Annotated in this window: 22 protein-coding genes and 1 tRNA gene; 6 read left to right on the top strand and 17 right to left on the bottom strand. The window is 64.2% G+C overall.

Translation table 11 applies throughout. The annotated features are described in order from the left end of the window. Positions 1 to 100: 100 nt before the first annotated feature. Positions 101 to 541: a nucleoside deaminase gene (locus tag EDE12_RS18125; protein ID WP_024880920.1), complete on the top strand. Its 441-nt coding sequence runs from the start codon at positions 101 to 103 to the stop codon at positions 539 to 541. Here EDE12_RS18125 and EDE12_RS18120 read toward each other — a convergent pair. Next, entirely contained in the window at positions 526 to 1,383 is an 858-nt protein-coding gene (locus tag EDE12_RS18120) for a patatin-like phospholipase family protein (protein ID WP_026599324.1), read from the bottom strand. The two genes, EDE12_RS18125 and EDE12_RS18120, sit on opposite strands and share 16 nt — an antisense overlap. After that, positions 1,380 to 2,264, bottom strand: a complete 885-nt coding sequence (locus tag EDE12_RS18115) for an alpha/beta hydrolase (protein ID WP_026599325.1) — start codon at positions 2,262 to 2,264, stop codon at positions 1,380 to 1,382. Before EDE12_RS18115 ends, EDE12_RS18120 begins: the two co-directional genes overlap by 4 nt. 289 nt (positions 2,265 to 2,553) lie before the next feature. On the opposite strand from EDE12_RS18115, the gene EDE12_RS18110 reads away from it, so the two are divergent. Continuing rightward, the gene (locus tag EDE12_RS18110; protein WP_018264260.1) at positions 2,554 to 2,790 is read left to right on the top strand and encodes a (2Fe-2S)-binding protein; all 237 of its coding nucleotides are present in this window, start codon (positions 2,554 to 2,556) and stop codon (positions 2,788 to 2,790) included. Positions 2,791 to 2,824: 34 nt separating this feature from the next. After that, on the top strand, positions 2,825 to 3,301 hold the full coding sequence (bfr, locus tag EDE12_RS18105; protein WP_018264261.1) for a bacterioferritin: 477 nt from the start codon (positions 2,825 to 2,827) through the stop codon (positions 3,299 to 3,301). Positions 3,302 to 3,420: 119 nt separating this feature from the next. Here the strand turns inward: bfr and EDE12_RS18100 are convergent, their stop codons facing one another. Together EDE12_RS18100 and EDE12_RS18095 are read right to left on the bottom strand one after the other, a co-directional pair. Continuing rightward, positions 3,421 to 4,671, bottom strand: a complete 1,251-nt coding sequence (locus EDE12_RS18100) for an MFS transporter (RefSeq protein ID WP_026599326.1) — start codon at positions 4,669 to 4,671, stop codon at positions 3,421 to 3,423. A gap of 4 nt (positions 4,672 to 4,675) precedes the next feature. Next, positions 4,676 to 5,293, bottom strand: a complete 618-nt coding sequence (locus tag EDE12_RS18095; RefSeq protein ID WP_026599327.1) for an XRE family transcriptional regulator — start codon at positions 5,291 to 5,293, stop codon at positions 4,676 to 4,678. A gap of 165 nt (positions 5,294 to 5,458) precedes the next feature. Between EDE12_RS18095 and EDE12_RS18090 the strand changes: the two genes are divergently transcribed. Both EDE12_RS18090 and EDE12_RS18085 read left to right on the top strand, forming a co-directional pair. Next, the gene (locus EDE12_RS18090) at positions 5,459 to 6,304 is read left to right on the top strand and encodes a UDP-2,3-diacylglucosamine diphosphatase (protein ID WP_051465450.1); all 846 of its coding nucleotides are present in this window, start codon (positions 5,459 to 5,461) and stop codon (positions 6,302 to 6,304) included. After that, a complete protein-coding gene (locus EDE12_RS18085) occupies positions 6,304 to 7,398 on the top strand; it encodes a glycosyltransferase family 1 protein (protein WP_024880927.1) in 1,095 nt (364 codons plus the stop codon). The genes EDE12_RS18090 and EDE12_RS18085 overlap by 1 nt, the downstream gene beginning before the upstream one ends. Here the strand turns inward: EDE12_RS18085 and EDE12_RS18080 are convergent. Beyond that, entirely contained in the window at positions 7,348 to 8,325 is a 978-nt protein-coding gene (locus EDE12_RS18080) for a hypothetical protein (RefSeq protein WP_134188208.1), read from the bottom strand. The genes EDE12_RS18085 and EDE12_RS18080 overlap by 51 nt on opposite strands. A gap of 95 nt (positions 8,326 to 8,420) precedes the next feature. Then, entirely contained in the window at positions 8,421 to 9,020 is a 600-nt protein-coding gene (locus tag EDE12_RS18075; protein WP_051592676.1) for a nucleotidyltransferase family protein, read from the bottom strand. An 89-nt stretch (positions 9,021 to 9,109) separates the two neighbouring features. Here EDE12_RS18075 and moeB point away from each other — a divergent pair, with 89 nt between their 5' ends. Next, a complete protein-coding gene (moeB, locus tag EDE12_RS18070) occupies positions 9,110 to 9,892 on the top strand; it encodes a molybdopterin-synthase adenylyltransferase MoeB (protein ID WP_026599330.1) in 783 nt (260 codons plus the stop codon). A 38-nt stretch (positions 9,893 to 9,930) separates the two neighbouring features. Here moeB and EDE12_RS18065 read toward each other — a convergent pair whose 3' ends face one another. The 11 genes from EDE12_RS18065 to secA form a co-directional block, all read right to left on the bottom strand. Further along, on the bottom strand, positions 9,931 to 10,224 hold the full coding sequence (locus EDE12_RS18065) for a hypothetical protein (RefSeq protein ID WP_024880931.1): 294 nt from the start codon (positions 10,222 to 10,224) through the stop codon (positions 9,931 to 9,933). 107 nt (positions 10,225 to 10,331) lie between these two features. After that, positions 10,332 to 10,682, bottom strand: coding sequence for a RidA family protein (locus EDE12_RS18060; RefSeq protein WP_024880932.1), 351 nt, complete (start codon positions 10,680 to 10,682; stop codon positions 10,332 to 10,334). A 546-nt stretch (positions 10,683 to 11,228) separates the two neighbouring features. Further along, a complete protein-coding gene (locus tag EDE12_RS18055; RefSeq protein WP_084768580.1) occupies positions 11,229 to 12,482 on the bottom strand; it encodes a DUF1963 domain-containing protein in 1,254 nt (417 codons plus the stop codon). 192 nt (positions 12,483 to 12,674) lie between these two features. Then, positions 12,675 to 14,210: an acyl-CoA carboxylase subunit beta gene (locus EDE12_RS18050; protein WP_018266552.1), complete on the bottom strand. Its 1,536-nt coding sequence runs from the start codon at positions 14,208 to 14,210 to the stop codon at positions 12,675 to 12,677. A 61-nt stretch (positions 14,211 to 14,271) separates the two neighbouring features. Further along, positions 14,272 to 14,928, bottom strand: coding sequence for a hypothetical protein (locus EDE12_RS18045; protein WP_024880934.1), 657 nt, complete (start codon positions 14,926 to 14,928; stop codon positions 14,272 to 14,274). 96 nt (positions 14,929 to 15,024) lie between these two features. After that, positions 15,025 to 15,100 (bottom strand) — tRNA-Val (locus tag EDE12_RS18040). A gap of 175 nt (positions 15,101 to 15,275) precedes the next feature. Beyond that, positions 15,276 to 15,560, bottom strand: coding sequence for an HU family DNA-binding protein (locus tag EDE12_RS18035; protein WP_036291148.1), 285 nt, complete (start codon positions 15,558 to 15,560; stop codon positions 15,276 to 15,278). Positions 15,561 to 15,844: 284 nt separating this feature from the next. Next, complete coding sequence (lon, locus tag EDE12_RS18030; RefSeq protein ID WP_024880936.1) at positions 15,845 to 18,271, bottom strand: endopeptidase La; 2,427 nt, start codon at positions 18,269 to 18,271, stop codon at positions 15,845 to 15,847. A 288-nt stretch (positions 18,272 to 18,559) separates the two neighbouring features. Beyond that, complete coding sequence (gene clpX / locus EDE12_RS18025) at positions 18,560 to 19,825, bottom strand: ATP-dependent Clp protease ATP-binding subunit ClpX (protein ID WP_018266556.1); 1,266 nt, start codon at positions 19,823 to 19,825, stop codon at positions 18,560 to 18,562. Between the two features lie 322 nt (positions 19,826 to 20,147). Further along, the gene (locus EDE12_RS18020) at positions 20,148 to 21,368 is read right to left on the bottom strand and encodes a 6-phosphofructokinase (protein ID WP_024880937.1); all 1,221 of its coding nucleotides are present in this window, start codon (positions 21,366 to 21,368) and stop codon (positions 20,148 to 20,150) included. Positions 21,369 to 21,463: 95 nt separating this feature from the next. Continuing rightward, positions 21,464 to 24,286 (bottom strand): preprotein translocase subunit SecA, encoded by a 2,823-nt coding sequence (secA, locus tag EDE12_RS18015; protein ID WP_026599332.1) that lies wholly within the window; start codon positions 24,284 to 24,286, stop codon positions 21,464 to 21,466. Between the last annotated feature and the right edge of the window lie 60 nt (positions 24,287 to 24,346).

The following is a 24,346-nucleotide window of genomic DNA, read 5'->3' as shown; positions in this document are numbered from 1 at the left end:
GAGAAGATTGCGCGCTTCATCGAGATGATGCGAAACGCCCGCCGCTCCCCTCTCCCGCAAAGCGGGGGAGGGTGAGGGAGGGGGCGCACGGCCATGCGCGATGACCGACCCCCTCACCGCCGCCTTCGACGCCGCGCGCGAAGCCTTCGCGGCGAATGAGGTGCCCGTCGGCGCGACGATAGCGCGCAATGGCGAAATCATCGCCGTCGCGGGCAATCGCACTTTGCGCGACAAGGACCCCACGGCTCATGCGGAGATGCTCGCCATACGCGCCGCCTGCGTGGCGCTCGGGAGCGAGCGGCTCGTCGATTGCGATCTCTATGTCACGCTCGAGCCCTGCGCCATGTGCGCGGCGGCGATCTCCTTCGCGCGCATTCGCCGGCTCTATTATTCGGCGGAAGACTTGAAGGGCGGCGGCGTCGATCATGGCGCGCGCTTCTTCTCGCAGAAGACCTGCCATCATGCGCCGGAGGTCTATGGCGGCTTGCGCGAGAGCGAGGCGGCCGAGCTGCTGCGCGCCTTTTTTCAGGCGCGGCGCTGAAGCGAAAGCCGCGCGGCGGCGCTCTGCAATCCTTCGATCACCTGCGCGCGGCAGGCGTCGCCCGCCTCGAAGATGCGCTTGGCCTTGAAGAGATCGAGCGCGAGATATTGATTGACCGCGGGCGAGATCAGAACGTCGGGCGGGCTCTCCTCGATCATGCGCTCGCTGATGGCGTTCATCATGATCTGGCTGGCGACGATGATCGTCTCTATCGGTGATGGCGCACGATTGCGCGCGCGTCCGCTCGCTGTTCCCGAGACATCGACGGCGAGCACGATATCGGCGCGGCCGGCGAGATGATTGTAAGGCAGCGGATTGACGAGGCCGCCGTCGATCAGAAAGCTATCGCCATAGGCGACCGGACGCACCAGGCCCGGAATCGCCATGGAGCCGCCGACCGCCGGACGCAGCAGCCCAGACGAGATCGCCGCCTCGCGGCGCAGGCGAAAATCCGTCGTCACGGCGGTGAAGGGAATGTGCAGCGCCTCGAATGTCTCCGGCATGCCCTGCGGCCAGAAGGCGTCGAGGAAACGCTCGGCGTCGATCAGCGCCGGATGCGCGAGATCGGAGAAGGTGCGCGCCCGCCGTCGCGCCCGCGAGCGCAGCAGGCGCCGCGCGAGACGCATGCGGTTGCGGAACGCCGCCTCCGCATGCGCGCGCAATTGCGCGCCGGAAAAGCCGGCGGCGTAAGCGGCGCCGATGATCGCGCCGATCGACGTGCCGGCGATGGCGCAAGGGCGCACGCCCAATTCGTCCAGCGTCTCCAGCACCGAAATATGGGCGAGGCCGCGCGCGCCGCCGCCGCCGAGCGCCACAGCGACGCTGAAGGGAAATTCGCTCACAGAAAAAGGTCGAGCGCGGCGAATGTCGCCTCGGGCGCCTCCTCGGCGAGATAATGGCCGCTGTCGATCTCGGCGCCGCGAAGATCATCCGCCCATTCTCGCCATTGCTCGAGCAGAGCAGCGCCATGGCCGGAAAAGCTCGCCGCGCCCCATAGCGCCAGAGTGGGGACGACGATCTTCTCGCCCGCCGCGCGATCGGCGAGATCGAGCTCGCGATCCGGCCCCGCGCCGGCGCGAAAATCCTCGCAAAAGGCGTGAATGCGCGAGGGCTCGTCGAAAGCGGCGCGATAATGGGCGAAAGCCCGCGCATCGAAAGCGTCGAGCGTTCCGCCCTTGGTTCCGCTCGCCAGCGTATCGGTGAGAAACGCCTTCGGATCGAGGCCGATCAATTGCTCTGGCTTGGGCGCCGGCTGCGACAAGAGCCGCGCGCGGCCGAGGCGCTTGAGATTTGCGTCGCCGAGCGATTCCTCGAGCGGAGCTATATCGAGCAGAGCGAGCTTCTCCAGCCGCCCCGGATGATCGAGCGCCAGACGAAAGCCGACGCGCGCGCCGCGATCATGGCCGATGAGCGAGAAACGCACATGGCCGAGCTGCTCCATCACGACGATGACGTCCTCGCCCTGCGCGCGCTTCGTATAGGACTCGCCCTTCTCGCTCGCAGGCGCGGAGGACCAGCCATAGCCGCGCAGATCCATGGCCACGACGAAGAAGCGCTCGGCGAGCCGCGGCGCGATCTTCGCAAAGGCGACATGCGTTTCGCCGAAGCCGTGCAGCAGCAGCAGCGGCGGACCGGAGCCGCCGGAGCGGGCGAAAATCGAGCCGGCGGGCGCATCGATCCAATGCGAGGCGAAGCCGGGAAAAAGATCTGGGAGATCTGACATCTGACCTTAGCCCTTCCGTTGGAGGCGCGAAGATTCGTCTGAAGCCTTTCTCGGCGCGAAAGATTTTCAAAAGAGGCGGGCGCGAGCATGCTCCAGGTCTTGCCGTGTCTCTTATCCACAACAAATAATCTGGTGCGGCCGAACGGCCGTGGCGCGCGATTTGCGAAGTCTCCGTGATCCCCGAGACCGCTGTCGGAAAACCGACAAAGGCCTCTAGCCAGAACCGGAACGGTACGTTAAGCTACTGAAATCACAGCTAGTTTACAACCCTTCCAAACTAGGTGCGGAGATGATCGTCTGCTCTTGCAATGTGCTCTCGGACGGGCAAGTCCGCGAGGTTCTCGGAGGAAGATCGGATCGCCCCAGCGTCGGCGCGATCTTCCGGCATATGGGGTGCGAGCCGCGCTGCGGCCGATGCGCGCGCAACATCAGCGCGATCGTCGATCAGCATGCGGCGATCCCCTCCGATCATTGCAGTGGGGCCGGCGAATGCGATAATTGTCGCGCCGACGAATTGGCTGCATGACCCGGTCCGCTCTGGCCGGGCGGAAGGGGGAACCATGCGCGGTGACGCGAAGCTCATCGAATATCTGAACCGTGGCGTCCGCGCCGAGCTGACGGCGATCAATCAATATTGGCTGCATTATCGTATCCTCGATAATTGGGGCTTCAAGGAGCTCGGCAAGAAGTGGCGTCACGAATCCATCGAGGAGATGGAGCACGCCGATAAATTCGTGCATCGCATCCTCTTCCTCGAAGGCTTCCCGAACATGCAGAGTCTCGATCCTCTGCGCATCGGCCAGTCCGTCGAGGAGATCATCCGCCTCGATCTCGCCACGGAAGTCGACGCCCGCGCTCTCTATCTCGAGGCGGCGGCCTATGCGCTGTCGATCAACGACCGCGTCAGCAAGCTGCTGTTCGAAGAGGTCGTCGAGAGCGAGGAGCGCCATATCGACTTCCTGGAGACGCAGCTCGAGCTGATCAAGCAGCTCGGCGTGCAGCTCTACTCGCAAAAGCACATGGGCGACCTCTCGTAAGAGGCGCCCGGGAGCCCGCGCCGATCGCGGGTTTACCCGAGCTCCGCATGACAATGCCCAAGTCGGGCGAGCCCGACTTGGGTGCGAGCGTCTCAAAAGGAGGCTTCATGCGCCGCCGCTCAAGCGCGTGAATGCTCAGGCTCGGCGTGGGCGTTCCGCGCCGCTTCCGTCCGGGCGTGACGGCCGGCGCAGAGATGCGCCACCGCGAAGGAGAGCAGCAGGCCGAGAAAGGCCACCGCCGCCATCGCCAAATAGGCGCGCTCCCCCGCCTGCGCATAGAGCGGTCCGGACAGGAAGGTGAGCAGGCTGTTGCCGCCGGCGATGGCCGCCGCCAGCCAGGCTTGCGATTGCGCGAGGCGCTCCTTGCCGCCGAGCTCGGCGAGCAGATAGGCGGGGCCGATCTGCACCGCCGCGCATGAGGCGCCATGCAGCGCCTGGGCGAAGAAAATCCCATAGGGGCCGGGATCGGCCGACATCAGCAGCCAGCGCAGCACGGCGCCGATCGCGCCGACGAGCAGAAAGGCGCCCGCTTTCGACTCGCCGCCGAACCAGCGCGCCGCCATCAGAAAAGCGATCACCTCGGTGGCGAGCGCCGCGACCCAGGCGAAAGAGACGAAAGTGTCGCTATGGCCCTGCTCTTTCCAATGCAGCGCGCCGAATGTGTTCACCATCGAATGCGAGCTCTGCACCAGCGCCGCGGCGACGATGACCAGCGCCACCAGCTCCGGCCGCGCGATGCGGCCGACGGAGCGCCGCTCCTCTCTCGCTCCCGAAGAGCCGAAGCCGATCAGCGAGCCCATGCAGGCGAGGCAGGCGAAGGCTCCGACGGCGGTGAGCAGCCAGACGATATCCTCCACCGCCAGCGCGCCGGCGACCGGCCCGCTGGCGGCGAGAAAGACCAGGATCGACATGGAGCCCCAGCCGCGCACCCATGAATAATGCAGCTGCGGCAGGCCGGCCTCGCGCCGGCGCCGCGCCTCGCCGAAGGTGACGCCATCGGCGAGCGGCGCCAGCGGCCCCTGCGCCAGCGCCACCATGGCGCCCGCGACGAGCAATGCGAAGAAGCCGGAGGAGAGCCCCATCACCGCATAGGCCGCGGCCACGGCGGCCATGCAGCCGACGAGCAGCGCGCCATGATCGCCGTGCTGATCGGCCCGGCGCGAGGCGAGCAGCATGGAGCCGATGCGAATGACCGGCTGCACGGCGAGAACGGCGGCGATCTCGAAAGCGTCGAGCCCGCGCGCCGACAGCCAGATGGAGAAGAAGGGCAGCTGGACCCCGATAATGGCGTAGATGGAGGCCTGCAGCAGCGACAGCCTCAGCTCAGCATGGCGCCCGGCCGCCGTCTCGCCGCTCGGTAGTTTCGTCAAATGGTCACTCCATCGCGGCCGCTTTGAGAATGCAGACCATGGTTGCATGGGCGGCGCTCCGCCCCAGATTGCGGATCACATGCGGGCGGTCGCAGCGGTAACGCAACGTCTCGCCCGCGCGCACGATCTCCTTGGCGCCGGCGACCTCCACCTCGAGCTCGCCCTCTCTCAAGGACAGGCTCTCGACAGAGCCGCGCTGATGCGCGTCGGATTCGAGAACTCCCCCCGGATCGGCGGAGAATTCATAACATTGCAGCCATTCTACGGTCTTGATCCATCCGATGATCTCGAGCCGGCACTTGCCGTCGTCGGAGACGAGAATCGGCGTGTCCGCTCGGCTGGTCTTCTCGAGGAAGGGCTCGTCCTCCGTGGTCTGCAGCACACGCTCGATGGACACATCGAGAGCCTGGGCGAGGCGCCAGATCGTGGCGAGCGTCGGATTGGTTTCGTTACGCTCGATCTGGCTGATGATCGATTTGGCGACGCCGGACTGCTGGGAGAGTTCCGACAGCGACAGATTATAGGCCTTGCGCAGACGCTGGACAGTCGCGCCGAGCTGCCCGGACAAAGCCAAGGCTCCGGCCTCCAGAATCTTCTGCTTTTCCCGGCCTTCCACGCCCATGACGCCCGTTCCTTTCGACATGATCGCGTTGATAATCGAATTCGTTCGAAATATCGAACGGGAAATTCGCCACGACTGCGCGCGCCTCGCGCGGTGTCATCGTTACGCAACAAGAATCTGGTGGGAAGGAGACGCTGCGGCACAAAAAGAGGCGGGCGCGTCAAAATGACCGCAATCGATTCATTGGCCGATTCGCAGAGCGCCAAGCGCTTCAGGACGCTGTTCCTGTCGGATCTCCATCTCGGCACGAGAGGGCTTCAAGCCGAGCTTCTGCTCGACTTTCTGAAGCATCACGACGCCGACACCATCTATCTCGTCGGCGATATCGTCGACGGCTGGCGCTTGAAGGGCGGCTGGTATTGGCCGCAGGCGCACAATGACGTCGTGCAGAAGCTGCTGCGCAAGGCGCGCAAGGGCGCGCGCGTCGTCTATGTGCCCGGCAATCACGACGAATTCGCCCGCGACTACACGGGCATGGAGTTCGGCGGCGTCGAGGTCGCGGAGACCGATATTCACGAGACCGCCGACGGCAAGAAAATGCTCGTCATCCATGGCGATCAGTTCGACATAGTGGTGCGCCATGCGCGCTGGCTCGCCTTTCTCGGCGACTGGGCCTATGAGGCCGCGCTCTTCGCCAACACCTGGGCCAATCGCGTGCGCCGCCTGTTCGGCGTCGATTATTGGTCCTTCTCCGCCTGGGCCAAGCTGAAGGTGAAGAACGCCGTGAACTTCATCGGCGATTTCGAGCAGACGCTGGCGGCGGAAGCGGCGCGGCGCGGCGTGGACGGCGTCGTCTGCGGCCACATTCATCACGCGACGATCCGCCACATAGAGGGCATGCTCTATGTGAACACCGGCGATTTCGTCGAGAGCTGCACGGCGATCGCCGAGCATGCCGACGGACGCTTCGAGATCCTCTATTGGCGGAAGACCGCCAAGGAGCAGGAGGCGGCGGCAGAAGCCGCCGCGCAGCAGCCGCCGGCCCTGCCGCAGGCGAGGGCCGCCGCCTGATGCGGATATTGATCGCGACGGACGCCTGGCGTCCGCAAGTCAACGGTGTCGTGCGTTCCTTGGAGGCGATGGCGAGCGCGGCGAGCGCGCTCGGCGCGTCGATCGATTTCCTGACCCCGCAGGATTTCTCCTCCATCCCCATGCCGACCTATCCGGAAATTCAGCTCGCCTTCGCCTCGGCGGGAGCGGTGGCGAAGCGTCTGGCGCAGGGCTACGACCATGTCCATATCGCCACCGAAGGGCCGGTGGGCATGGCGACGCGCGCCTGCTGCCTGCGCCAGGGGCGGCGCTTCACCACGAGCTATCACACGCGCTTTCCCGAATATATTCACGCCCGCACGCGCTTTCCGGTCGGCGTGACCTATGCGCTGCTGCGCCGCTTCCACAATAGCGGCGCCGGGACGATGGTCTCGACGCAGACGCTGGCGCAGGAGCTCTCCGCGAGAGGCTTCCGCCGGCTGATGCGCTGGTCGCGCGGCGTCGATCACCAGCTCTTTCACCCAGATAAGGCGGTCGATCTCGGCTATCCGCGGCCGCTCTATCTTTATGCCGGCCGGCTCGCGGTGGAGAAGAACATCGAGGCGTTCCTCGCGCTCGATCTGCCGGGCACGAAGCTCGTCGCCGGCGATGGGCCGGCGCGCGCGGCGCTCGAGGCGGCCTATCCGCAGGCGCGCTTTCTCGGCGTGAAGACCAGCGCGGAACTGGCCACGCTCTACGCCAGCTCGGATGTGTTCGTTTTTCCGAGCCGCACCGACACTTTCGGAATGGTCCTGCTGGAGGCAATGGCCTGCGGCCTGCCGGTCGCCGCTTTTCCAGTGGCGGGGCCGCTGGATGTGGTCGGCGCGAGCGGCGCCGGCGTGCTGAGCGAGGATTTGCAGGCGGCCTGTCTCGCGGCGACGGAGATTCCCTCAGCCGTGCCGCGCGCCCATGCGCTGACCTTCACCTGGGAAGCGAGCGCGCAGCAGTTTCTCGGCAATGTCGCGCTCGCGCATCAGAACGGCGTGGATGCGGCGGCGGCTCAGGCGGCCGCCGGCAAGGCCTGCTCAGCCAAACAGCCGAAGCTTTTCGTGCAGGGAGAGATGATCGAGCCGTGACAGCGCCACGAGGCGCGGATCGACCGGCAGCGCCGACTCGGTCTTCGCCGGAGTGAGCTTCGGAAGGCTGATCTTGGGCGAGCCGGAGTCGCGCGCGCCGAATTTGGGCGCATCGATGCGTGGCGCATCGAGTTCGGCCGGCGCAGTCTCCTCCGGCAGAATCGCGCGAGCGACGAATTCCTCGAACACGATCTCATTGGACGCCGGCTCGGCGGCAACGGCAGATTCTGTGATCTCTATCGCCTGCGGCGGCTCCTCCAGCTGCGCGACAGGCTCGGGCGCGGAAGCGACAGGCTCAAAAGCGACAGGCTCGGGCGCGGAAGCGACGGCCTCGATCTCGATCGGCTCGGCGACGACAGATTCCACCTCGAAGGATTCGACCAAGATCGGCTCGGCGTCGATCGGCTCCGCCTCCACGAGAGTCTCGACCTCGGCGATTTCTATCGGCTCATCCGCCGCCTCGATCTCGAGAATCGGCTCGATGCGCTCCTCTTGGATTCGATGCGGCTCGTCGATGATCTCGATCGTCGCGGACTCGATGATCGCGCGCGGCGCTTCTTCCGGCTCCGCGGCGGGCGCGTCGAGCAATTTGGAGAATTGCTCGACCAGCGCATCGGCCTGCGCGCAGAGCTTCTCCTCGACGCCGCTGGCGCGCAGCGTGCGCGCGAATTCCTGCGCGCGCTCGACGAGGCGTCGCGGCAGGCGCCAATCGGAGGCGGCCTCCTGCTCCTCTGCGCGCTCCTCCGCGCGCGCAGCGATGCGCTCCAGACGATCCACCGCGAGCACGAGCCGCTCGGTCTCCTCGACGCGCTGACGGCGCGCATATTCGAGCAGGAACCAGCGGCCGCGCACGGTCTCCATCACCGCGGCTTCGATTCTCTCATAGTCTTCGGGATAGAGTCCGGTGGGCGGGGCCGGTAGGTTCATAGGCGGTCCTTGCGGGACAAAGCGCCGAATCAGCGCCTGTTCAAGGAAAGTCTGCGACGGCGTTTTATGCAAGCGCGAAAACGCTTTCACGCGGATCACGCGTGCGTTTCGGCGATGGTGAGAAAGGGCCAGCGCGCGCGAAGGCTCGCGGCCTTCGCCGCGAACAGCTCCGGCCGCAGATTGAGCGGATTGGGGCGCAGCACGCCGGCGAAGAGATCGTCGAGACGCGCGGGCGCATAGAGCTCCAGCGCGCCGTCCACATAGCGCGCGGCGACGCGCGTGCATTCGATGAGAAAACGATCGACGCCATCGGCGCTGCTGCGCAGCTGCGGATAGCCCGGACCGAAGCGCTCGCCGTACCAAAGATGCACGCGCGCCTGATTCTTCAAATCGACGCGAATGGGAAGATCGGCGAAGAGCGCGCGAGCGCGGCGAATGGCGCGATCCTCCGCCTCATAGGAGATATCCTCGTCGAAATAGAAAATGTCGTAATCGAATATGTCCTGCGTCGCCGGCCGGCCGCTGTCGAGATTCCAAACCGTCTGGAACAGGCAGCCGGCGACGAGCCAGGCGTCCGCGAGGCGAAGGCTCGGCAGACGCTCGAGGATGACGGCATTATGCGGATTGCTCTGGATCGCCATAGCGAGACGCTCCTGCGCCTCTGGCGCCAGAGTTTCGAGGCGAGGCGGCGTCATCTTCTCCTCCGATTTCGCGCTCGCCGCGAAGCTGCTAAATATCACGACGAACGCGGCCGCCGCGTGAGCTTCGGCGCAGGAAAAACGACATGAGCCTCTCAGCCGAAGAAATCGAGCGCTACGCGCGCCATATCGTTCTGCGCGAGGTCGGCGGGCCGGGCCAGCAGCGGCTGAAGAAAGCGCGTGTGCTCGTCGTCGGCGCGGGCGGGCTCGGGTCGCCGCTGCTGCAATATCTCGCGGCGGCGGGCGTCGGCGTGCTGGGCATTGTCGATGACGACGAGGTCTCGCTGTCCAATCTGCAGCGGCAGGTGATTCACCATACCACCGCCGTCGGGCGGCTGAAGGTGGACAGCGCCAAGGACGCCATCCATCGGCTCAACCCGCATGTGCATGTCGAGCCCCATGCGCTGCGCCTCACGGAGCACAATGCGCGAGCGCTGATCGCGGGTTACGACATCATCGCCGACGGCTCCGATAATTTTTCGACGCGCTATCTCGTCTCGGACGCCTGCTTCTTCGAAAAAAAGCCGCTCGTCACGGCGGCGGTCGGCGGCTTCGACGCCTCGCTGACGACGCTGCGCCCCTTCGAGAGCGACGCCGAGGGCCGCCCCAACCCGACCTATCGCTGCCTCTTCCCGGCGGCGCCGCCAGCGGGCGCCGTGCCGAGCTGCGAGGAGGCCGGCGTGCTCGGCGCGCTCACCGGAATCGTCGGCGCGATGATGGCGCTGGAAATCATCCGCGAGATCGTCGGCTTCGGCGAGGGGCTGGTCGGGCGCCTGCTGCTGATGGACGCCCGCTCCATGCGCTTCGAGACCTTGCGCTACGCCTATGATCCCGACAATCCCCTGACCGGCGTCACAGCGCCGCGATGACGGCGATCTCGACCTTTCGGTCAACGCGCCTCGAACGCTCAGTTCGAACCAAACACGGATTTGTGCCAGTAAGTGGTTTCATCATCGAACCACAATTTGTTGGCGTCATTGCGAAATTGTCGCAGCCACTTCATATCCAGCCCGTAGCGGGTCGCAAGCCCGATCAACTCGCGTAAACTGTGCTCATCGACCGGATCCGTCAATGTAATTTCGAGTCCACTTGGACAGCCGACAAAACCATGCACCGCGTCGATCGATTTGAGCCAATAAAAGAAACTGTCCTCGTCACCATTCGAGAAAAATGGGATCGGCTCCCCTATTATAATTTTCATATATTCCTCGGCGTGTCGTCAAAGTTTGCCCCGGCCGTATCGATAGACCGCCCGGAGCCAAATTTTCTGCCGAGCGCGACAAACGCGCCCTGAATCGTCAACCGGCGTCACAGCGCCGCGATGACGGCGATCTCGACCTTGTAATCGGGCGTGACGAGCTTCGCCTCCACGGTCGCGCGCGCCGGCGGATTGCTCTTGTCGACCCAGACGTCCCACACCGAGTTCATCTCGGCGAAAGTGGCGATATCGGCGAGATAGATGGTGGCGGAGAGAATCTTCGCCTTCTCGCTGCCGGCCTCCTGCAGAATCGTGTCGATGAGGCCGAGAATCTCGCGCGTCTGATCGGCGACCGCGCCGCCCTTGGCCGCCTCGGCCACCTGGCCCGCCGTATAGATCACGCCGCCATGCACGACGGCCTTGCTCATGCGCGCGCCGGCGCCGATCCGCTTGATGGACATTTTCGAGTTTCTCCGAAGGTTGCGAGTGGGCTCGGGGAAGAGCTGCGGCGGCGGGGAGCCGCTTCATAGGCAGGAGCTATCTATCGAGTGAAAAGCTCTATCATAGCTCTACATACACAAAGAGCGGGGACGGCCCTTGCCTCTCCCCACTCTTTGGTACCCGTCCTTTGACCGGACTCGTCTATAGGCGCCATCCGCGAGAATAGTGTGGAGCGTCTCGCGAGACGTGCAGAGTTCCGGCGTCCTCCCCGACTTGGACCTCAGCCAGCGATTGGTCGAACGCATTCTGCGTTCATATGTTTTTAGCCAGCTCGGCGAAGGGGACATTATGACAGCCGTGGCGTTTTGTCACCCAAAAAAGCCTGCCGCTGGAATGAAATTGTGCGGAGGGCGCCCGCCTTCGGGGCAGGCTGTTCTCCGCTCGAGCGAAAAGGCGCGCCGACCCACCCGGGGAGCCGGCGCGCGATACTATCCGAATAGGCAGGTTAAATATTTGCCGAGCGCTAGAGAAGTCACTCGCCCCAGCGAGAGGGCTGTCGATCGCGCTCAATGCCCTTCGATTTTCGCGATGGCGCGATCGAACCTCAACGCGGCCAAACTGTCCCGTGAAATCGTAAAAGTGAGATTGCCCATGTCCCACCACATGAACCGCGGTCCGCTGCCATCGCTTCCCAGTTGCAGAAGCAAGACGGAGTCGGATTCGATATCTTCCTGAATCACATGCGAATGCCCGAGCATCCGGTGTCCACTTCCCCCGGGCGAAAAATTATTCCCGGGATGCGCGGCGTCGACCTCGTTGGAGAAGGATGCCGCCAATTCTGGAGAGTCCAGCAATAGAGTCGCCATCGAAAGAGTGGCCGCGAGCCGGAGATTGGGCCAGATGTGACATCCGAGGGCTTTCATACGGTCGGAATTCTCGGCGACCAAGCCACGCACCAGCCGCCTTTCGTCGTCTTTCAACAGCGCCGAACGCCCGCGCGCGACAAGCTCGGCACACGTCCGTTTCACGCGCGTCAGCCAATCGCCATACTCCATGCGAACCCTTTCGCGGTCCTCTGCGCTCACACTCATGAGATCGTAGCGGCGAGCGAACAGATCATCGAAAGACAGAACGCCTTCCCGCCACTGGTTGCGCGCATGAAACAGATTTAAGAGAGCATCCTCGACTCTGAGCGGCAAATCGCTTTCGGCATATTCGAAGGTCGTTGGCGTCCTATGCTCGCCCGGCCAAGCTTCGACGAGTCGCAGCCACTCTCGGACATCGTCCCCGTAAGGAATGCCGTCGGGACGCTTCCAGCTCGGAGCGGCGACCGCGCGAACGGGACAATAGGGAAACAGGCCCTTGTCTGAGGCGCCGGGATCGCGATATTCGGCGGCCTCTGTTCGCGTATAGTCGACATCATCCAGGAACCAGCCGGCGTCAGAGGGCGGCGCTCGGAAAGGAAAGCTCGACACGTCGCCGCGGTAATAAAGAACGCGCCAAGCGTCCGGGCCAAACGTGTCGAGAGGTTCCGCTGTCAGCGCCAGCGCGAAGAAGAATAAGACTCCCTCTTGCGGTAGCAGCTCGCGGTCGGGCACGTCTGGCAAATCCTCGAGGCGAATCTGGGCGAGAAAATCCAGCGAAGCGGTGACACCTTCGAATTCGTCGCCATCCGGGAAGGCAATGCGCGGCCACTCCCAACCGTCCGGCAAATTCGGGCGTCCTCCAATATGGGAGACCCAGCCGTCAGGTGTATCTCTCGGCGGCCAAATCCGTTCGAGAAAAACGCCCATCTTTTTCGACGCATCTGGGTTCCACATTATATGTTCCTCTCGAAATCCATTCGGCCTACCGCCTCTGAAGACCGACTTCTCTCAATCTCGACACACTAACCATTCCTGCTCGACCGAAACTAGTCGAGCAGGAAGAAAATCAACGATGGCGGCGCCTCCGCCCGGAGGACACGGGCACGGCCGTCGAAAACCGACGGCCCCCCCCCCCCCGCAGCGCGCCTAGAGCGGGATATTGTCGTGCTTCTTCCAGGGATTTTCCAATTCCTTGTGGCGCAGCAGGGCGAGCGCGCGGGCGATGCGCTTGCGTGTCGCGCTCGGCATGATGACCTCGTCTATGTAGCCGCGCTCGGCGGCGACGAAGGGCGACAGGAAGCGGTCCTCATATTCCTTGGTGCGCTGGGCGATCTTCTCCGCGTCGCCGATATCGGCGCGAAAGATGATCTCGACGGCGCCCTTGGCGCCCATGACGGCGATCTGCGCCGACGGCCAGGCGTAATTCACGTCGCCGCGCAAATGCTTGGAGGCCATGACGTCATAGGCGCCGCCGAAGGCTTTGCGGGTGATGAGCGTCACTTTCGGCACAGTGGCCTCGGCATAGGCGAAGAGCAGCTTGGCGCCATGCTTGATGAGGCCGCCATATTCCTGCGCCGTGCCCGGCAGGAAGCCCGGAACGTCGACGAAGGTGACGATCGGAATATTGAAGCAGTCGCAGAAGCGCACGAAACGCGCCGCCTTCTTGGAGGCGTCGATGTCGAGCACGCCGGCGAGCACCATGGGCTGATTGGCGACGAAGCCGACCGTGCGGCCCTCGATGCGGCCGAAGCCGACGACGATGTTCTTGGCGTGGGTCTCCTGAATCTCGAAGAAATCGCCCTCATCGGCGATCTTCGTGATCAGCTCCTTGATATCATAGGGCTTGTTCGGATTGTCGGGGACCAGAGTATCCAGCGAGGCGTCGAGCCGCTCGGCCTCGTCGAAGCTCGGCCACTCCGGCGGCTCCTCCTTATTCGAGGAGGGCAGGAAATCGATGAGCCGGCGCATCTGCAGCAGCGCCTCGACGTCATTGTCGAAGGCCTTGTCGGCGATGGAGCTCTTGGTGGTATGCACCGAGGCGCCGCCGAGCTCCTCCGCCGTCACCGTCTCATTGGTCACGGTCTTCACGACGTCCGGGCCGGTGACGAACATATAGCTCGTGTCGCGCACCATGAAGATGAAGTCGGTCATGGCCGGCGAATAGACGTCGCCGCCGGCGCAGGGTCCCATGATGACGGAAATCTGCGGAATGACGCCCGAGGCCATCACATTGCGCTGGAACACCTCGCCATAGCCGCCGAGCGCCGCGACGCCCTCCTGAATGCGCGCGCCGCCGGCGTCGAACAGGCCGATGATCGGCGCCCGGTTCTTGAGCGCCATATCCTGCAGCTTGGTGATTTTCTGGGCGTGGGTCTCCGAAAGAGAGCCGCCGAAGACGGTGAAATCCTTGGCGAAGACGAAGACGGCGCGGCCATTGACCGTGCCCCAGCCGGTGACGACGCCGTCGCCGGAGATTTTCTCGCCCTTGTCCATGCCGAAATCGGCGCAGCGGTGCTCGACGAACATGTCGAACTCCTCGAAGGAGCCGTGATCGAGCAGCAGCTCGATACGCTCGCGCGCCGTGAGCTTGCCGCGCGCATGCTGCGCGTCGATGCGCTTGACGCCGCCGCCGAGACGCGCCGAGGCGCGCCGCTGCTCGAGACCTTCGATGATATGTTTCATGGAACGACCGATCCTGCAGGTTGAATGGATGCGCCGAGGAATTCCCCGCTCGACGGCTCTTTTACAGCTTTGGCGAGCCGAGCCGCCAGCGGGCGATCTCGGCGGCGGAAAGAAGGTGAACGCGATCCGGCGAGGTGCGCTCCGCCAATGCGATGAGATCGCGGCTGACGCCCATGGAATCGCTGTAGCGGGTGAGCGTGCGGCGCATCCCGCCATCGTCGTAGCGGCGCTCGCGCAGCGTCTCGCCGCTCGTCGGATCGACGCCATCGACATAATTGAACATGCGATGGACGCCGACGCGGCTCTGGCGCGGGATCACCCGCTTGCGGCCGCCCATTAGCGCATAGACGCAGGCGGAATAGCAGCGGCCGGACACCAGCGCGCCGCTCGCCGGCTCGACGCGGGCGACGATCACCGCCATGCCGAGGCGGCGCAGCGCCTGGCCGAGCTGCATGGAGGCGAGCACACGGCCGCCGGGCGAGTCGAGCAGCACGATGCTGCGCAGCTCGGTCTCGCGTCCCTGCTCGCGCAGAAAGCCCACAAAAGCGTCGGCCGTGTCCTCGACGATCTCGCCCTCCGCCACGATGACGCGCGGGCAATGGTCGGCGCAGCGGGCGTTCGCCGTCGTCGCGAGATGGAACGACATCTCCTCGGCGCGGGCCGAAGGCGCCGCGAGCAATGCGGCCATGGCGAGGAGAAGGACGAAATTTCGGCTCATGCTCTCGGCGCTGCGTCTCTCATCCCTTGCGGCCAACTCCCGCCCTTCCGCGCGCTCCCGGCGCGGCCGAATGACGGGTCTCTCCCGAGCGCGGCGTGGTGGGCGGTGACGGGCTCGAACCGCCGACATTCTCGGTGTAAACGAGACGCTCTACCAACTGAGCTAACCGCCCGCGCGCCGACCGGGATCGACGCCGCATTGTTTACGGGAGGGCGCCCCCTCCGCGCAAGACGCGTTGCGCAGGCGTTTTGAAACGACAATGCCGCCGGCGACGTTCGCGCCCCGGCGGCGAGCCTAGAAATCCGGTCGAAAGGGGGAATCGGCGCGGCAGGCCAGCCTTGCTCGGCTCACTTGGTCTTGTTGAGCGCCGCTTTGAGCGTGGCGCCGGGCTTGAAACGGGCGCTCTTGGAAGCGGGGATCTTGATCTCTTCGCCGGTCGCGGGATTACGGCCCTTGCCGGCCGCGCGCTTCTTGACCGAAAAGGTGCCGAAACCAACGAGACGCACCTCTTCGCCCTTCTTGAGGGCCAAAGTGATGCCGTCGATCACTGCGTCGATGGCGGCGGCGGCGGCGGCCTTCGAGGTTTCGGTCGCCTCGGCGACGTGCTCGACCAGTTCCAATTTATTGACCATGGTCTCATCCCTTCTGCTTCCGCCGGGAGCCGGTCGTCGACACGGGCTGAGCGCCGAAAATCGAGCGGCGTCGAATCGTTCGGACCCGGCACAGAGGAGTGATGTGCCGGAATGTCAGCAAAAGCAAGGGTTAGAAGAAAAGGCGCCGCCGGAATCCCTGGAATTCCGGACGCCTGAGAGCGAGACTATGGGGAAATCTGCGGAAAGCCGGGCTTCGAGCGGCCGAGCCCGAGGGCGGCGGCCCCTCCCCCGCGGCAGAGCCGCAGGCAGAGGGGCCGAAGCCTTCAGTGGGCGCGCACGCCGGCCGCGTCGTCCTCGACGACCGCCTTGGCGATCTGAGCCGTGGGCTCCTCCCAGACGATCGGCGTCGGCTGACGCACGAGCGCATGGGCGAGCACCTCGTCCATTCGAGACACCGGCACGACCTCGAGGCCATTCTTCACCGAGTCCGGAATATCGGCCAAATCCTTGGCGTTCTCTTCCGGGATCAGCACCTTCTTGAGGCCGCCGCGCAGCGCCGCGAGCAGCTTCTCCTTCAGGCCGCCGATCGGCAGCACGCGGCCGCGCAGCGTGATCTCGCCGGTCATGGCGATGTCGCGGCGCACCGGAATGCCGGTGAGGATCGAAACGATCGTCGTCGCCATCGCCGTGCCGGCCGAGGGGCCGTCCTTGGGCGTCGCGCCTTCCGGCACATGCACATGGATGTCGCGGCGGTCGAACAAAGGCGGCTCGATGCCGAAATCGACAGCGCGGGAGCGCACATAAGAGGCGGCCGCGGAGATCGACTCCTTCATCACCTCCTGCAGATTGCCGGTCACGGTCATCTTGCCCTTGCCGGGCATCATCACGCCTTCGATCGTCAGCAGCTCGCCGCCGACGCCGGTGACGGCGAGGCCGGTGACGACGCCCACCTGATCCTCGAGCTCCGCCTCGCCGTAGCGATATTTGTGGACGCCGAGATAGTCGGTGATGTTGTCATTGGTGACGTGGACCTTCTTGCCCTTTTCCTTGGACAGCAGGATTTCCTTCACCGCCTTGCGGGCGAGATTGGAGAGTTCGCGCTCGAGATTACGCACGCCGGCTTCCCGCGTGTAGCGGCGCACCAGCGTCAGCAGCGCTTCGTCGTCGATCGACCATTCGTCGGCGGCGAGGCCATGCTTCTTGACCGCGTTCGGAATGAGATGCTTGCGCGCGATCTCGGCCTTCTCGTCCTCCGTGTAGCCGGCGATACGGATGAGCTCCATGCGGTCCATCAAGGGCGCAGGGATGTTCAGCGTGTTCGACGTCGTCACGAACATGACATTGGACAGGTCGTAATCGACCTCGAGATAGTGATCCGCGAAAGTGGCGTTCTGCTCCGGATCGAGCACCTCGAGCAGAGCGGACGACGGATCGCCGCGGAAATCCATGCCCATCTTGTCGATCTCGTCGAGCAGGAAGAGCGGGTTGGACGTCTTCGCCTTGCGCATCGACTGGATGATCTTGCCGGGCATGGAGCCGATATAGGTGCGGCGATGGCCGCGGATCTCCGCCTCATCGCGCACGCCGCCGAGCGACATGCGCACGAACTCGCGGCCCGTGGCCTTGGCGATCGACTTGCCGAGCGAGGTCTTGCCGACGCCGGGCGGGCCGACGAGGCACAGGATCGGGCCGGTCAGCTTATTGGCGCGGCTCTGCACGGCGAGATATTCGAGAATGCGCTCCTTGACCTTCTCCAGGCCGAAGTGATCGGAGTCGAGAACGCCCTGCGCAGCCTCGAGATCGCGCTTGATCTTGGACTTCTTGCCCCAGGGCAGCGCCAGCACCCAATCGAGATAATTGCGCACCACCGTCGCTTCCGCGGACATGGGCGACATCTGACGCAGCTTCTTGAACTCGGCGACAGCCTTGTCGCGCGCCTCCTTGGAGAGCTTGGTGTTCTTGATGCGCTCCTCGAGCTCGGCGAGATCGTCCTTGCCGTCCTCGTCGCCCAGCTCCTTCTGGATCGCCTTCATCTGCTCGTTGAGATAGTACTCGCGCTGCGTCTTCTCCATCTGGCGCTTGACGCGCGTGCGGATGCGCTTCTCCACCTGCAGCACGGAGATCTCGCTCTCCATCAGCGCGAGGCATTTCTCCAGGCGCTTGGCGACGGCGATCGTCTCCAGCACATCCTGCTTCTCGGCGATCTTCACCGAGAGATGCGAGGCGACCGTGTCGGCGAGCTTGGAGAAATCGTCGATCTGCGTGACCGCAGCGGCGATCTCCGGCGAGACCTTCTTGTTGAGCTTCACATAAGAGTCGAACTCGGCGATGACGGAGCGGCCGAGCGCCTCCACCTCGACGGGCTGATCGATCTCGTCGCCGAGCGCCTCGGCGTCGGCCTCGTGATATTCATCGACGCGCGTGTAGTTGCGCACCTTGGCGCGGCCGACGCCTTCCACCAGCACTTTGACAGTGCCGTCGGGCAGCTTCAGCAGCTGAAGCACGGAAGCGAGCGTGCCGATGGAATAGATCGCGTCGGGAGCCGGATCGTCGTCGCCCGCATTCTTCTGCGTCGCGAGCAGAATGAGCCGCTCGGATTTCGTCACCTCTTCCAGCGCGCGGATCGACTTGTCGCGCGCGACGAAGAGCGGAACGATCATATGCGGAAAGACCACTATGTCGCGCAGCGGCAGAACCGGATAACTGTCGATTGCGCCGGGAACGATGGAATTGCGCTTTTCGTTCGTCATATCTTTTTTCCTGTTCCGTTTCGCTCCCCGCAGGGGAAGCGGGGCGAGGCGACGCTCTGACGCAAAGGGACGCTTCTGACGTTAAAGGGACGCTTGCAAGTTCCAGGCCCGACGCTCCGGCGGAAATCCGCCTTCCGAGAGACCCGCTCACGCACGAACGGCGTCGAAGGCGACTACGCAACAAATGGGCCTAGCGGCAGAACGATTCAAGATACTGGAAAAGCAGACGTATCTGGCAGAAAGGGCGGGGGCTGCGAAAGAAGTCGCGCTCCCCCGCCCAAAAAAGCGTCAGGCGCTCGCGCCGCCGCTCTTCTCGTTGCGCTCTGCATAAATGTAGAGCGGACGCGCCTTGCCCTCGACCACCTCGGGGCCGATGACGACCTGCTCGACGCCCTCGAGGCCCGGCAGCTCGAACATGGTGTCGAGCAGAATGCCTTCCATGATGGAGCGAAGGCCGCGCGCGCCAGTGTGACGCTCGATCGCCTTGCGGGCGACGGAAGAGAGCGCCTCGTCCTGGAAGGTGAGCTCGGTGCTCTCCATCTCGAACAGCCGTTGATACTGCTTGACCAGCGCATTCTTCGGCTCGGTGAGGATGCGCTTCAGCGCCTCCTCGTCGAGATCCTCGAGCGTCGCGATCACCGGCAGACGGCCGACGAATTCCGGAATCAATCCGAACTTCAGCAGATCCTCCGGCTGCACATGGCGGAAGATGTCGCCCGTGCGGCGCTCGTCCGGCGCCTGCACATTGGCGCCGAAGCCGATGGAGGTGCCCCGACCGCGCGAGGAGATGATCTTCTCGAGGCCGGCGAAGGCGCCGCCGCAGATGAAGAGGATGTTGGTCGTGTCGACCTGCAGAAACTCCTGCTGCGGATGCTTGCGCCCGCCCTGCGGCGGCACGGAGGCGATGGTGCCTTCCATGATCTTCAGCAGCGCCTGCTGCACGCCCTCGCCCGACACATCGCGCGTGATCGACGGGTTGTCGGATTTGCGCGAGATCTTGTCGATCTCGTCGACATAGACGATGCCGCGCTGCGCGCGCTCGACATTATAGTCGGAGGCCTGCAGCAGCTTGAGGATGATGTTCTCGACATCCTCGCCGACATAGCCCGCTTCGGTGAGCGTCGTTGCGTCGGCCATGGTGAAGGGCACATCGAGGATGCGCGCCAGCGTCTGCGCCAGCATCGTCTTGCCGACGCCCGTCGGGCCGATGAGCAGAATGTTGGATTTCGCCAGCTCGACGTCGCCATGCTTGGCGGCATGGTTGAGGCGCTTGTAGTGATTATGCACGGCGACAGACAGCACGCGCTTGGCCTGCGCCTGGCCGATCACATAATCGTCGAGGACCTTGCAGATTTCACGCGGCGTCGGAATGCCGTCGCGCTGCTTGACGATGGACTTGTTCTCCTCGCGGATGATGTCCATGCAGAGCTCGACGCATTCGTCGCAGATGAAAACCGTCGGACCGGCGATGAGCTTGCGCACCTCATGCTGGCTCTTGCCACAAAATGAGCAGTAGAGCGTGTTCTTCGAATCGCTGCTGCCGACCTTGCTCATGTCTCGTCTCCTGACCGATCGGCCCGCTGTGGCGAATCGAACCAACCTCACTCGATATCAGCGAGGGCCTAACAAAAGGTGCAAACAGGCTTCGCCCGCCGCTCTCCCCCGTCCCCCAGCCTCCGGCGTCTACCGCGGATGCCAGTCTATAAGTCCCGGCCCGCAATGCAACCACGACGCCCGCATATAAATCAAGCAAGAATCGCGCCTTGGGAAGAGGGCCTGCGCCTTTTCTCGGCGCCTCCCCCTTCTAAATAGTAAATTCCCTGGAAATCAAGCTCTTGACCCAGGGTGTCGCCGAATGTGCGACAGTCTCGAGACGTTACGTTCTCAGTTTTTTGGCGACAGGATTCAAGCGGAGCCTATACGCGTCCGGCATTCCCGAGCCGAGCAGAGGACGCAGATAAAGCCGGAAGGCGTCAGTGACATCCGTGCCATCCGCTGTCAGAAATTCGGCCGGCATCACCTTGGTCTTGCCGGCGACCTCCACGAGCGGCGTGAGCCGATAATCCACAGAGTAGAATCCCGTGCGGTGAATCGTCACGGAGCCGTCGCGATCGCCCCATAGCGCGAACTGCACCGCCTTCTCGCCGACCTCGCGCGCCTCGCGCTGATCCACATCGGAAACGCAGCCGACGAAGCTGCGCTGCACATAGCCGAAAGTGTCGGCGCGCACGCGCTTCAAGCCGAGCTTCGTCTTGACGAGCTCGGTCAGCATATCGGCGAGAGCGCCGCCGCCCAGATGCACATTGCCATGCGCGTCCTTCTCCACCTGCTCGGCGAGCTTGACCGCGATCGGCGTATGGTTCTCGTCGGAGATTCCCTCCGAGACGGCCACGACGCAGCGCCCATATTTGTCCATCGTCGCTTTGACGTCGGCGAGAAAACGCTCCGTGTCGAAGGCGCGCTCGGGCACATAGATGAGATGCGGTCCGTCGTCCGGGAATTTCTTGCCGAGCGCGGAGGCGGCGGTCAGAAAGCCGGCATGGCGGCCCATGACCACGGCGATATAGACGCCGGGCAGCGCCCAATTGTCGAGATTGGCGCCGGCGAAGGCCTGTGCGACCCAGCGCGCCGCCGATGGAAAGCCCGGCGTGTGATCGTTGATCATCAGATCATTGTCGATCGTCTTCGGAATATGCACGACGCGCAGCGGATAATCGGCCTTGATGGCTTCCTCGGAAACGATGCGCACCGTGTCGGAGCTGTCGTTTCCGCCAATATAGAAGAAGCAGCCGATCTCATGCGCGCGCAGCACCTCGAAGATCTCGTGGCAATATTTGAGATCGGGCTTGTCGCGCGTCGAGCCCAGCGCCGAGGAAGGCGTGCAGGCGACCATCTCGAGATTATGCGTCGTCTCTTGCGTCAGATCGACGAAATCCTCATTCACGATGCCGCGCACGCCGTGATAGGCGCCATAGACGCGATCCACCGCGCGGAACTTGCGCGACTCCAGCACGGCGCCGACGAGAGACTGATTGATGACGGCGGTCGGTCCGCCGCCTTGCGCGATGAGGACCTTGGAGAAATCGATCTTCGACACGAGGAATGCTCCGAGAGAGTAGTCAGTCGTGAGTGACGAGCAGCGGCGAGCGAGCGTGAGTTACGCCGCTCACCACCCGCTGCTCATTGCGTTTCTCACACCAATGCGCCGTGGCAGTGCTTGAACTTCTTGCCCGAGCCGCAGGGGCAGGGCTCGTTGCGGCCGACCTTGCCCCAGGTCGCGGGGTTCGCGGGATCGCGCGCGGCCTCGGCCTCCGCCACGCCGCCGCTCGTCGCCTGCGACGAAAAATCGGCGGCGGCAAGGCGGGCGTTGAGCTCGGCGAGCGCGCTCTCTCCGCCGCCGGCGGCGTTCGGATCGGGATGCACATATTCCATGGGCGGCAATTCGGCCGGGGCCGGCGGCGCCTCGAATGAAACCTCGACGCGCATCAGCTGCGAGACTACGGTCTCGTCCCAATGCGTCATCAGGCTGCGGAACAGCTCGAGCGCCTCGGACTTATATTCGTTGAGCGGATCGCGCTGCGCCAGGCCGCGCCAGCCGATCACCTGACGGAGATGATCGAGCACGACGAGATGATCGCGCCACAGATGATCGAGCGCCTGCAGCACCACCTGCTTCTCGATCATGCGCGAGAGCTGCTCGGTGTTGCGCTCGACGCGCTCGGCATAGGACCGGTTCGCCGCGGTGAGCAGGCGCTCCTTGATCTCCTCGTCGGCGATGCCTTCTTCCTTCGCCCAATCCTCGATCGGCAGATCGAGATTGAGCTGCGCGCGCGCCGCCTCGGCGAGCCCTTCGACGTCCCAGGCCTCGGCATAGGCATTCGGCGGAATGTGCTTCGTGACGAGCTCGGCGACGACATCCTCGCGCATCTCGTTCACCGTCTCCTCGACGCTCTCCTCCGCCATGATCTCGCGCCGGCGCTCGAAGATCACCTTGCGCTGGTCGTTCATGACATTGTCGAACTTGAGGATGTTCTTGCGAATGTCGAAGTTGCGCGCCTCGACCTTGTGCTGCGCCTTCTCCAACGCCTTGTTGATCCAGGGATGGACGATCGCCTCGCCCTCCTGCAGGCCGAGCTTCACCAGCATCGACTCCATGCGCTCGGAGCCGAAGATGCGCATGAGATCGTCTTGCAGCGACAGGAAGAATTTCGAGCGGCCGGGATCGCCCTGACGGCCCGAGCGGCCGCGCAGCTGATTGTCGATGCGGCGGCTCTCGTGGCGCTCCGTGCCGATGATGTAGAGGCCGCCGGCGGCCAGCGCCTTCTCCTTGAAATCGGAGACCTCGGCGCGAATTTCCGTCTCCTTCGCCTCGAGCGCGGCGCCCTCGAGCCCGGCGCATTCCTGCGAGACGCGCATCTCTATGTTGCCGCCGAGCTGAATGTCGGTGCCGCGGCCGGCCATGTTGGTGGCGATGGTGATCGCGCCCGGCACGCCGGCCTCGGCGACGATATAGGCCTCCTGCTCGTGGAAGCGCGCGTTGAGCACGGCGAATTGCCGCGACGGCTGGCCGCTGCGCGCCGCCTCATAGAGCTTGGCGAGCGCCTTGGTCGGCTCGGAGAAGTCGATCTGCTTATAGCCCTTGGAGAGCAGGAATTCGGCGAGCTGCTCGGACTTCTCGATCGACGTCGTGCCGACGAGCAGCGGCTGCATCTTGGCGTTCGCCTCCTCGATCTCGTGCGCGATGGCGTCGAGCTTCTCGCGGCCGGTGCGATAGACCTCGTCGTCCTCGTCGATGCGCTGCACCGGGCGATTGGTCGGAATCTCGATGACGTCGAGCTTGTAGATCTCGGCGAACTCGTCGGCCTCCGTCGAGGCCGTGCCGGTCATGCCGGCGAGCTTCTCATAGAGGCGGAAATAATTCTGGAAGGTGATGGAGGCGAGGGTGACGTTCTCCGGCTGGACGGCCTGACGCTCCTTGGCCTCGAGCGCCTGATGCAGCCCTTCCGAATAGCGCCGGCCCGGCATCATGCGGCCGGTGAACTCGTCGATGATGACGACCTCGCCCTTGCGGACGATGTAATCCTTGTCGCGCTGAAACAGCTTGTGCGCGCGCAAGCCTTGATTGACATGGTGAACGAGCGTGACGTTCTGCGCCTCGTAGAGCGCGCCGTCGGCGAGCACGCCGGCCTCGGCCAGCAGCTCCTCCATATGCTCATTGCCGGCCTCCGTCAGATTGACGGTGCGCTGCTTCTCGTCGAGCTCGTAATCTTCCTTGTCGAGCTTGGGGATCAGCTTGTCGATGGCGTTGTAGAGATCGGATTTGTCGTCCGAATGGCCAGAGATGATGAGCGGCGTGCGCGCCTCGTCGATGAGGATCGAATCCACCTCGTCGACGATGGCGTAGACATGCGGGCGCTGCACCATTTGCGCCAGCTCATATTTCATATTGTCGCGCAGATAGTCGAAGCCGAACTCGTTATTGGTGCCGTAGGTGATGTCGCTGGCGTAGGCTTCGGCGCGGTCCTCGTCGGAAATATCATGGACGATGACGCCGACGCTGAGGCCGAGGAAGCGATAGACCCGGCCCATCCATTCGGCGTCGCGGCGGGCGAGATAGTCGTTGACGGTGACGACATGGACGCCGCGGCTGGGCAGCGCGTTGAGATAAACCGCGAGCGTCGCCACCAGCGTCTTGCCCTCGCCGGTGCGCATCTCGGCGATGGCGCCCTCGTGCAGGACCATGCCGCCGATCAGCTGGACGTCGAAATGCCTCTGGCCGAGCACGCGCTTGGCCGCCTCGCGGACGGTGGCGAAGGCCGGAACGAGCAAATCGTCGAGTCGCGCGCCGTTCGCGAGCCGTTCGCGGAACTCTTCGGTGCGCCCACGCAGCGCCTCATCGGACAAAGCCGCGAGCTCGGGCTCCAAAGCGTTGATCGCCTTGACCTTCGGCTGATAGGTCTTGAGCCGGCGGTCGTTGGCCGAGCCGAAAATCTTCTTGGCGAGAGCGCCGAGCATGCGCAAACCTTTCTAGATGAGCCTCCGGCGATGAGCCGGCGGAGGCCGCCTTTTCGCACA

Origin of the sequence: Methylosinus sp. sav-2, from assembly GCF_004366495.1 — a bacterium.
Taxonomy (GTDB): Bacteria; Pseudomonadota; Alphaproteobacteria; order Rhizobiales; family Beijerinckiaceae; genus Methylosinus.
This window is presented reverse-complemented; position numbering and strand designations above follow the sequence as displayed.

Excerpts from the sequence above, each read along its gene's own strand:
- EDE12_RS18115 (WP_026599325.1), bottom strand. The coding sequence starts at position 2,264 with ATGTCAGATCTCCCAGATCTTTTTCCCGGCTTCGCCTCGCATTGGATC.
- EDE12_RS18055 (WP_084768580.1), bottom strand. The coding sequence starts at position 12,482 with ATGTGGAACCCAGATGCGTCGAAAAAGATGGGCGTTTTTCTCGAACGG.
- EDE12_RS18065 (WP_024880931.1), bottom strand. The coding sequence starts at position 10,224 with ATGAAAATTATAATAGGGGAGCCGATCCCATTTTTCTCGAATGGTGAC.
- EDE12_RS18060 (WP_024880932.1), bottom strand. The coding sequence starts at position 10,682 with ATGTCCATCAAGCGGATCGGCGCCGGCGCGCGCATGAGCAAGGCCGTC.
- EDE12_RS18080 (WP_134188208.1), bottom strand. The coding sequence starts at position 8,325 with ATGAACCTACCGGCCCCGCCCACCGGACTCTATCCCGAAGACTATGAG.
- EDE12_RS18090 (WP_051465450.1), top strand. The coding sequence starts at position 5,459 with ATGACCGCAATCGATTCATTGGCCGATTCGCAGAGCGCCAAGCGCTTC.
- EDE12_RS18075 (WP_051592676.1), bottom strand. The coding sequence starts at position 9,020 with ATGACGCCGCCTCGCCTCGAAACTCTGGCGCCAGAGGCGCAGGAGCGT.
- bfr (WP_018264261.1), top strand. The coding sequence starts at position 2,825 with ATGCGCGGTGACGCGAAGCTCATCGAATATCTGAACCGTGGCGTCCGC.
- EDE12_RS18095 (WP_026599327.1), bottom strand. The coding sequence starts at position 5,293 with ATGGGCGTGGAAGGCCGGGAAAAGCAGAAGATTCTGGAGGCCGGAGCC.
- EDE12_RS18035 (WP_036291148.1), bottom strand. The coding sequence starts at position 15,560 with ATGGTCAATAAATTGGAACTGGTCGAGCACGTCGCCGAGGCGACCGAA.
- clpX (WP_018266556.1), bottom strand. The coding sequence starts at position 19,825 with ATGAGCAAGGTCGGCAGCAGCGATTCGAAGAACACGCTCTACTGCTCA.
- moeB (WP_026599330.1), top strand. The coding sequence starts at position 9,110 with ATGAGCCTCTCAGCCGAAGAAATCGAGCGCTACGCGCGCCATATCGTT.
- EDE12_RS18050 (WP_018266552.1), bottom strand. The coding sequence starts at position 14,210 with ATGAAACATATCATCGAAGGTCTCGAGCAGCGGCGCGCCTCGGCGCGT.
- EDE12_RS18110 (WP_018264260.1), top strand. The coding sequence starts at position 2,554 with ATGATCGTCTGCTCTTGCAATGTGCTCTCGGACGGGCAAGTCCGCGAG.
- EDE12_RS18045 (WP_024880934.1), bottom strand. The coding sequence starts at position 14,928 with ATGAGCCGAAATTTCGTCCTTCTCCTCGCCATGGCCGCATTGCTCGCG.
- EDE12_RS18085 (WP_024880927.1), top strand. The coding sequence starts at position 6,304 with ATGCGGATATTGATCGCGACGGACGCCTGGCGTCCGCAAGTCAACGGT.
- EDE12_RS18125 (WP_024880920.1), top strand. The coding sequence starts at position 101 with ATGACCGACCCCCTCACCGCCGCCTTCGACGCCGCGCGCGAAGCCTTC.
- secA (WP_026599332.1), bottom strand. The coding sequence starts at position 24,286 with ATGCTCGGCGCTCTCGCCAAGAAGATTTTCGGCTCGGCCAACGACCGC.
- lon (WP_024880936.1), bottom strand. The coding sequence starts at position 18,271 with ATGACGAACGAAAAGCGCAATTCCATCGTTCCCGGCGCAATCGACAGT.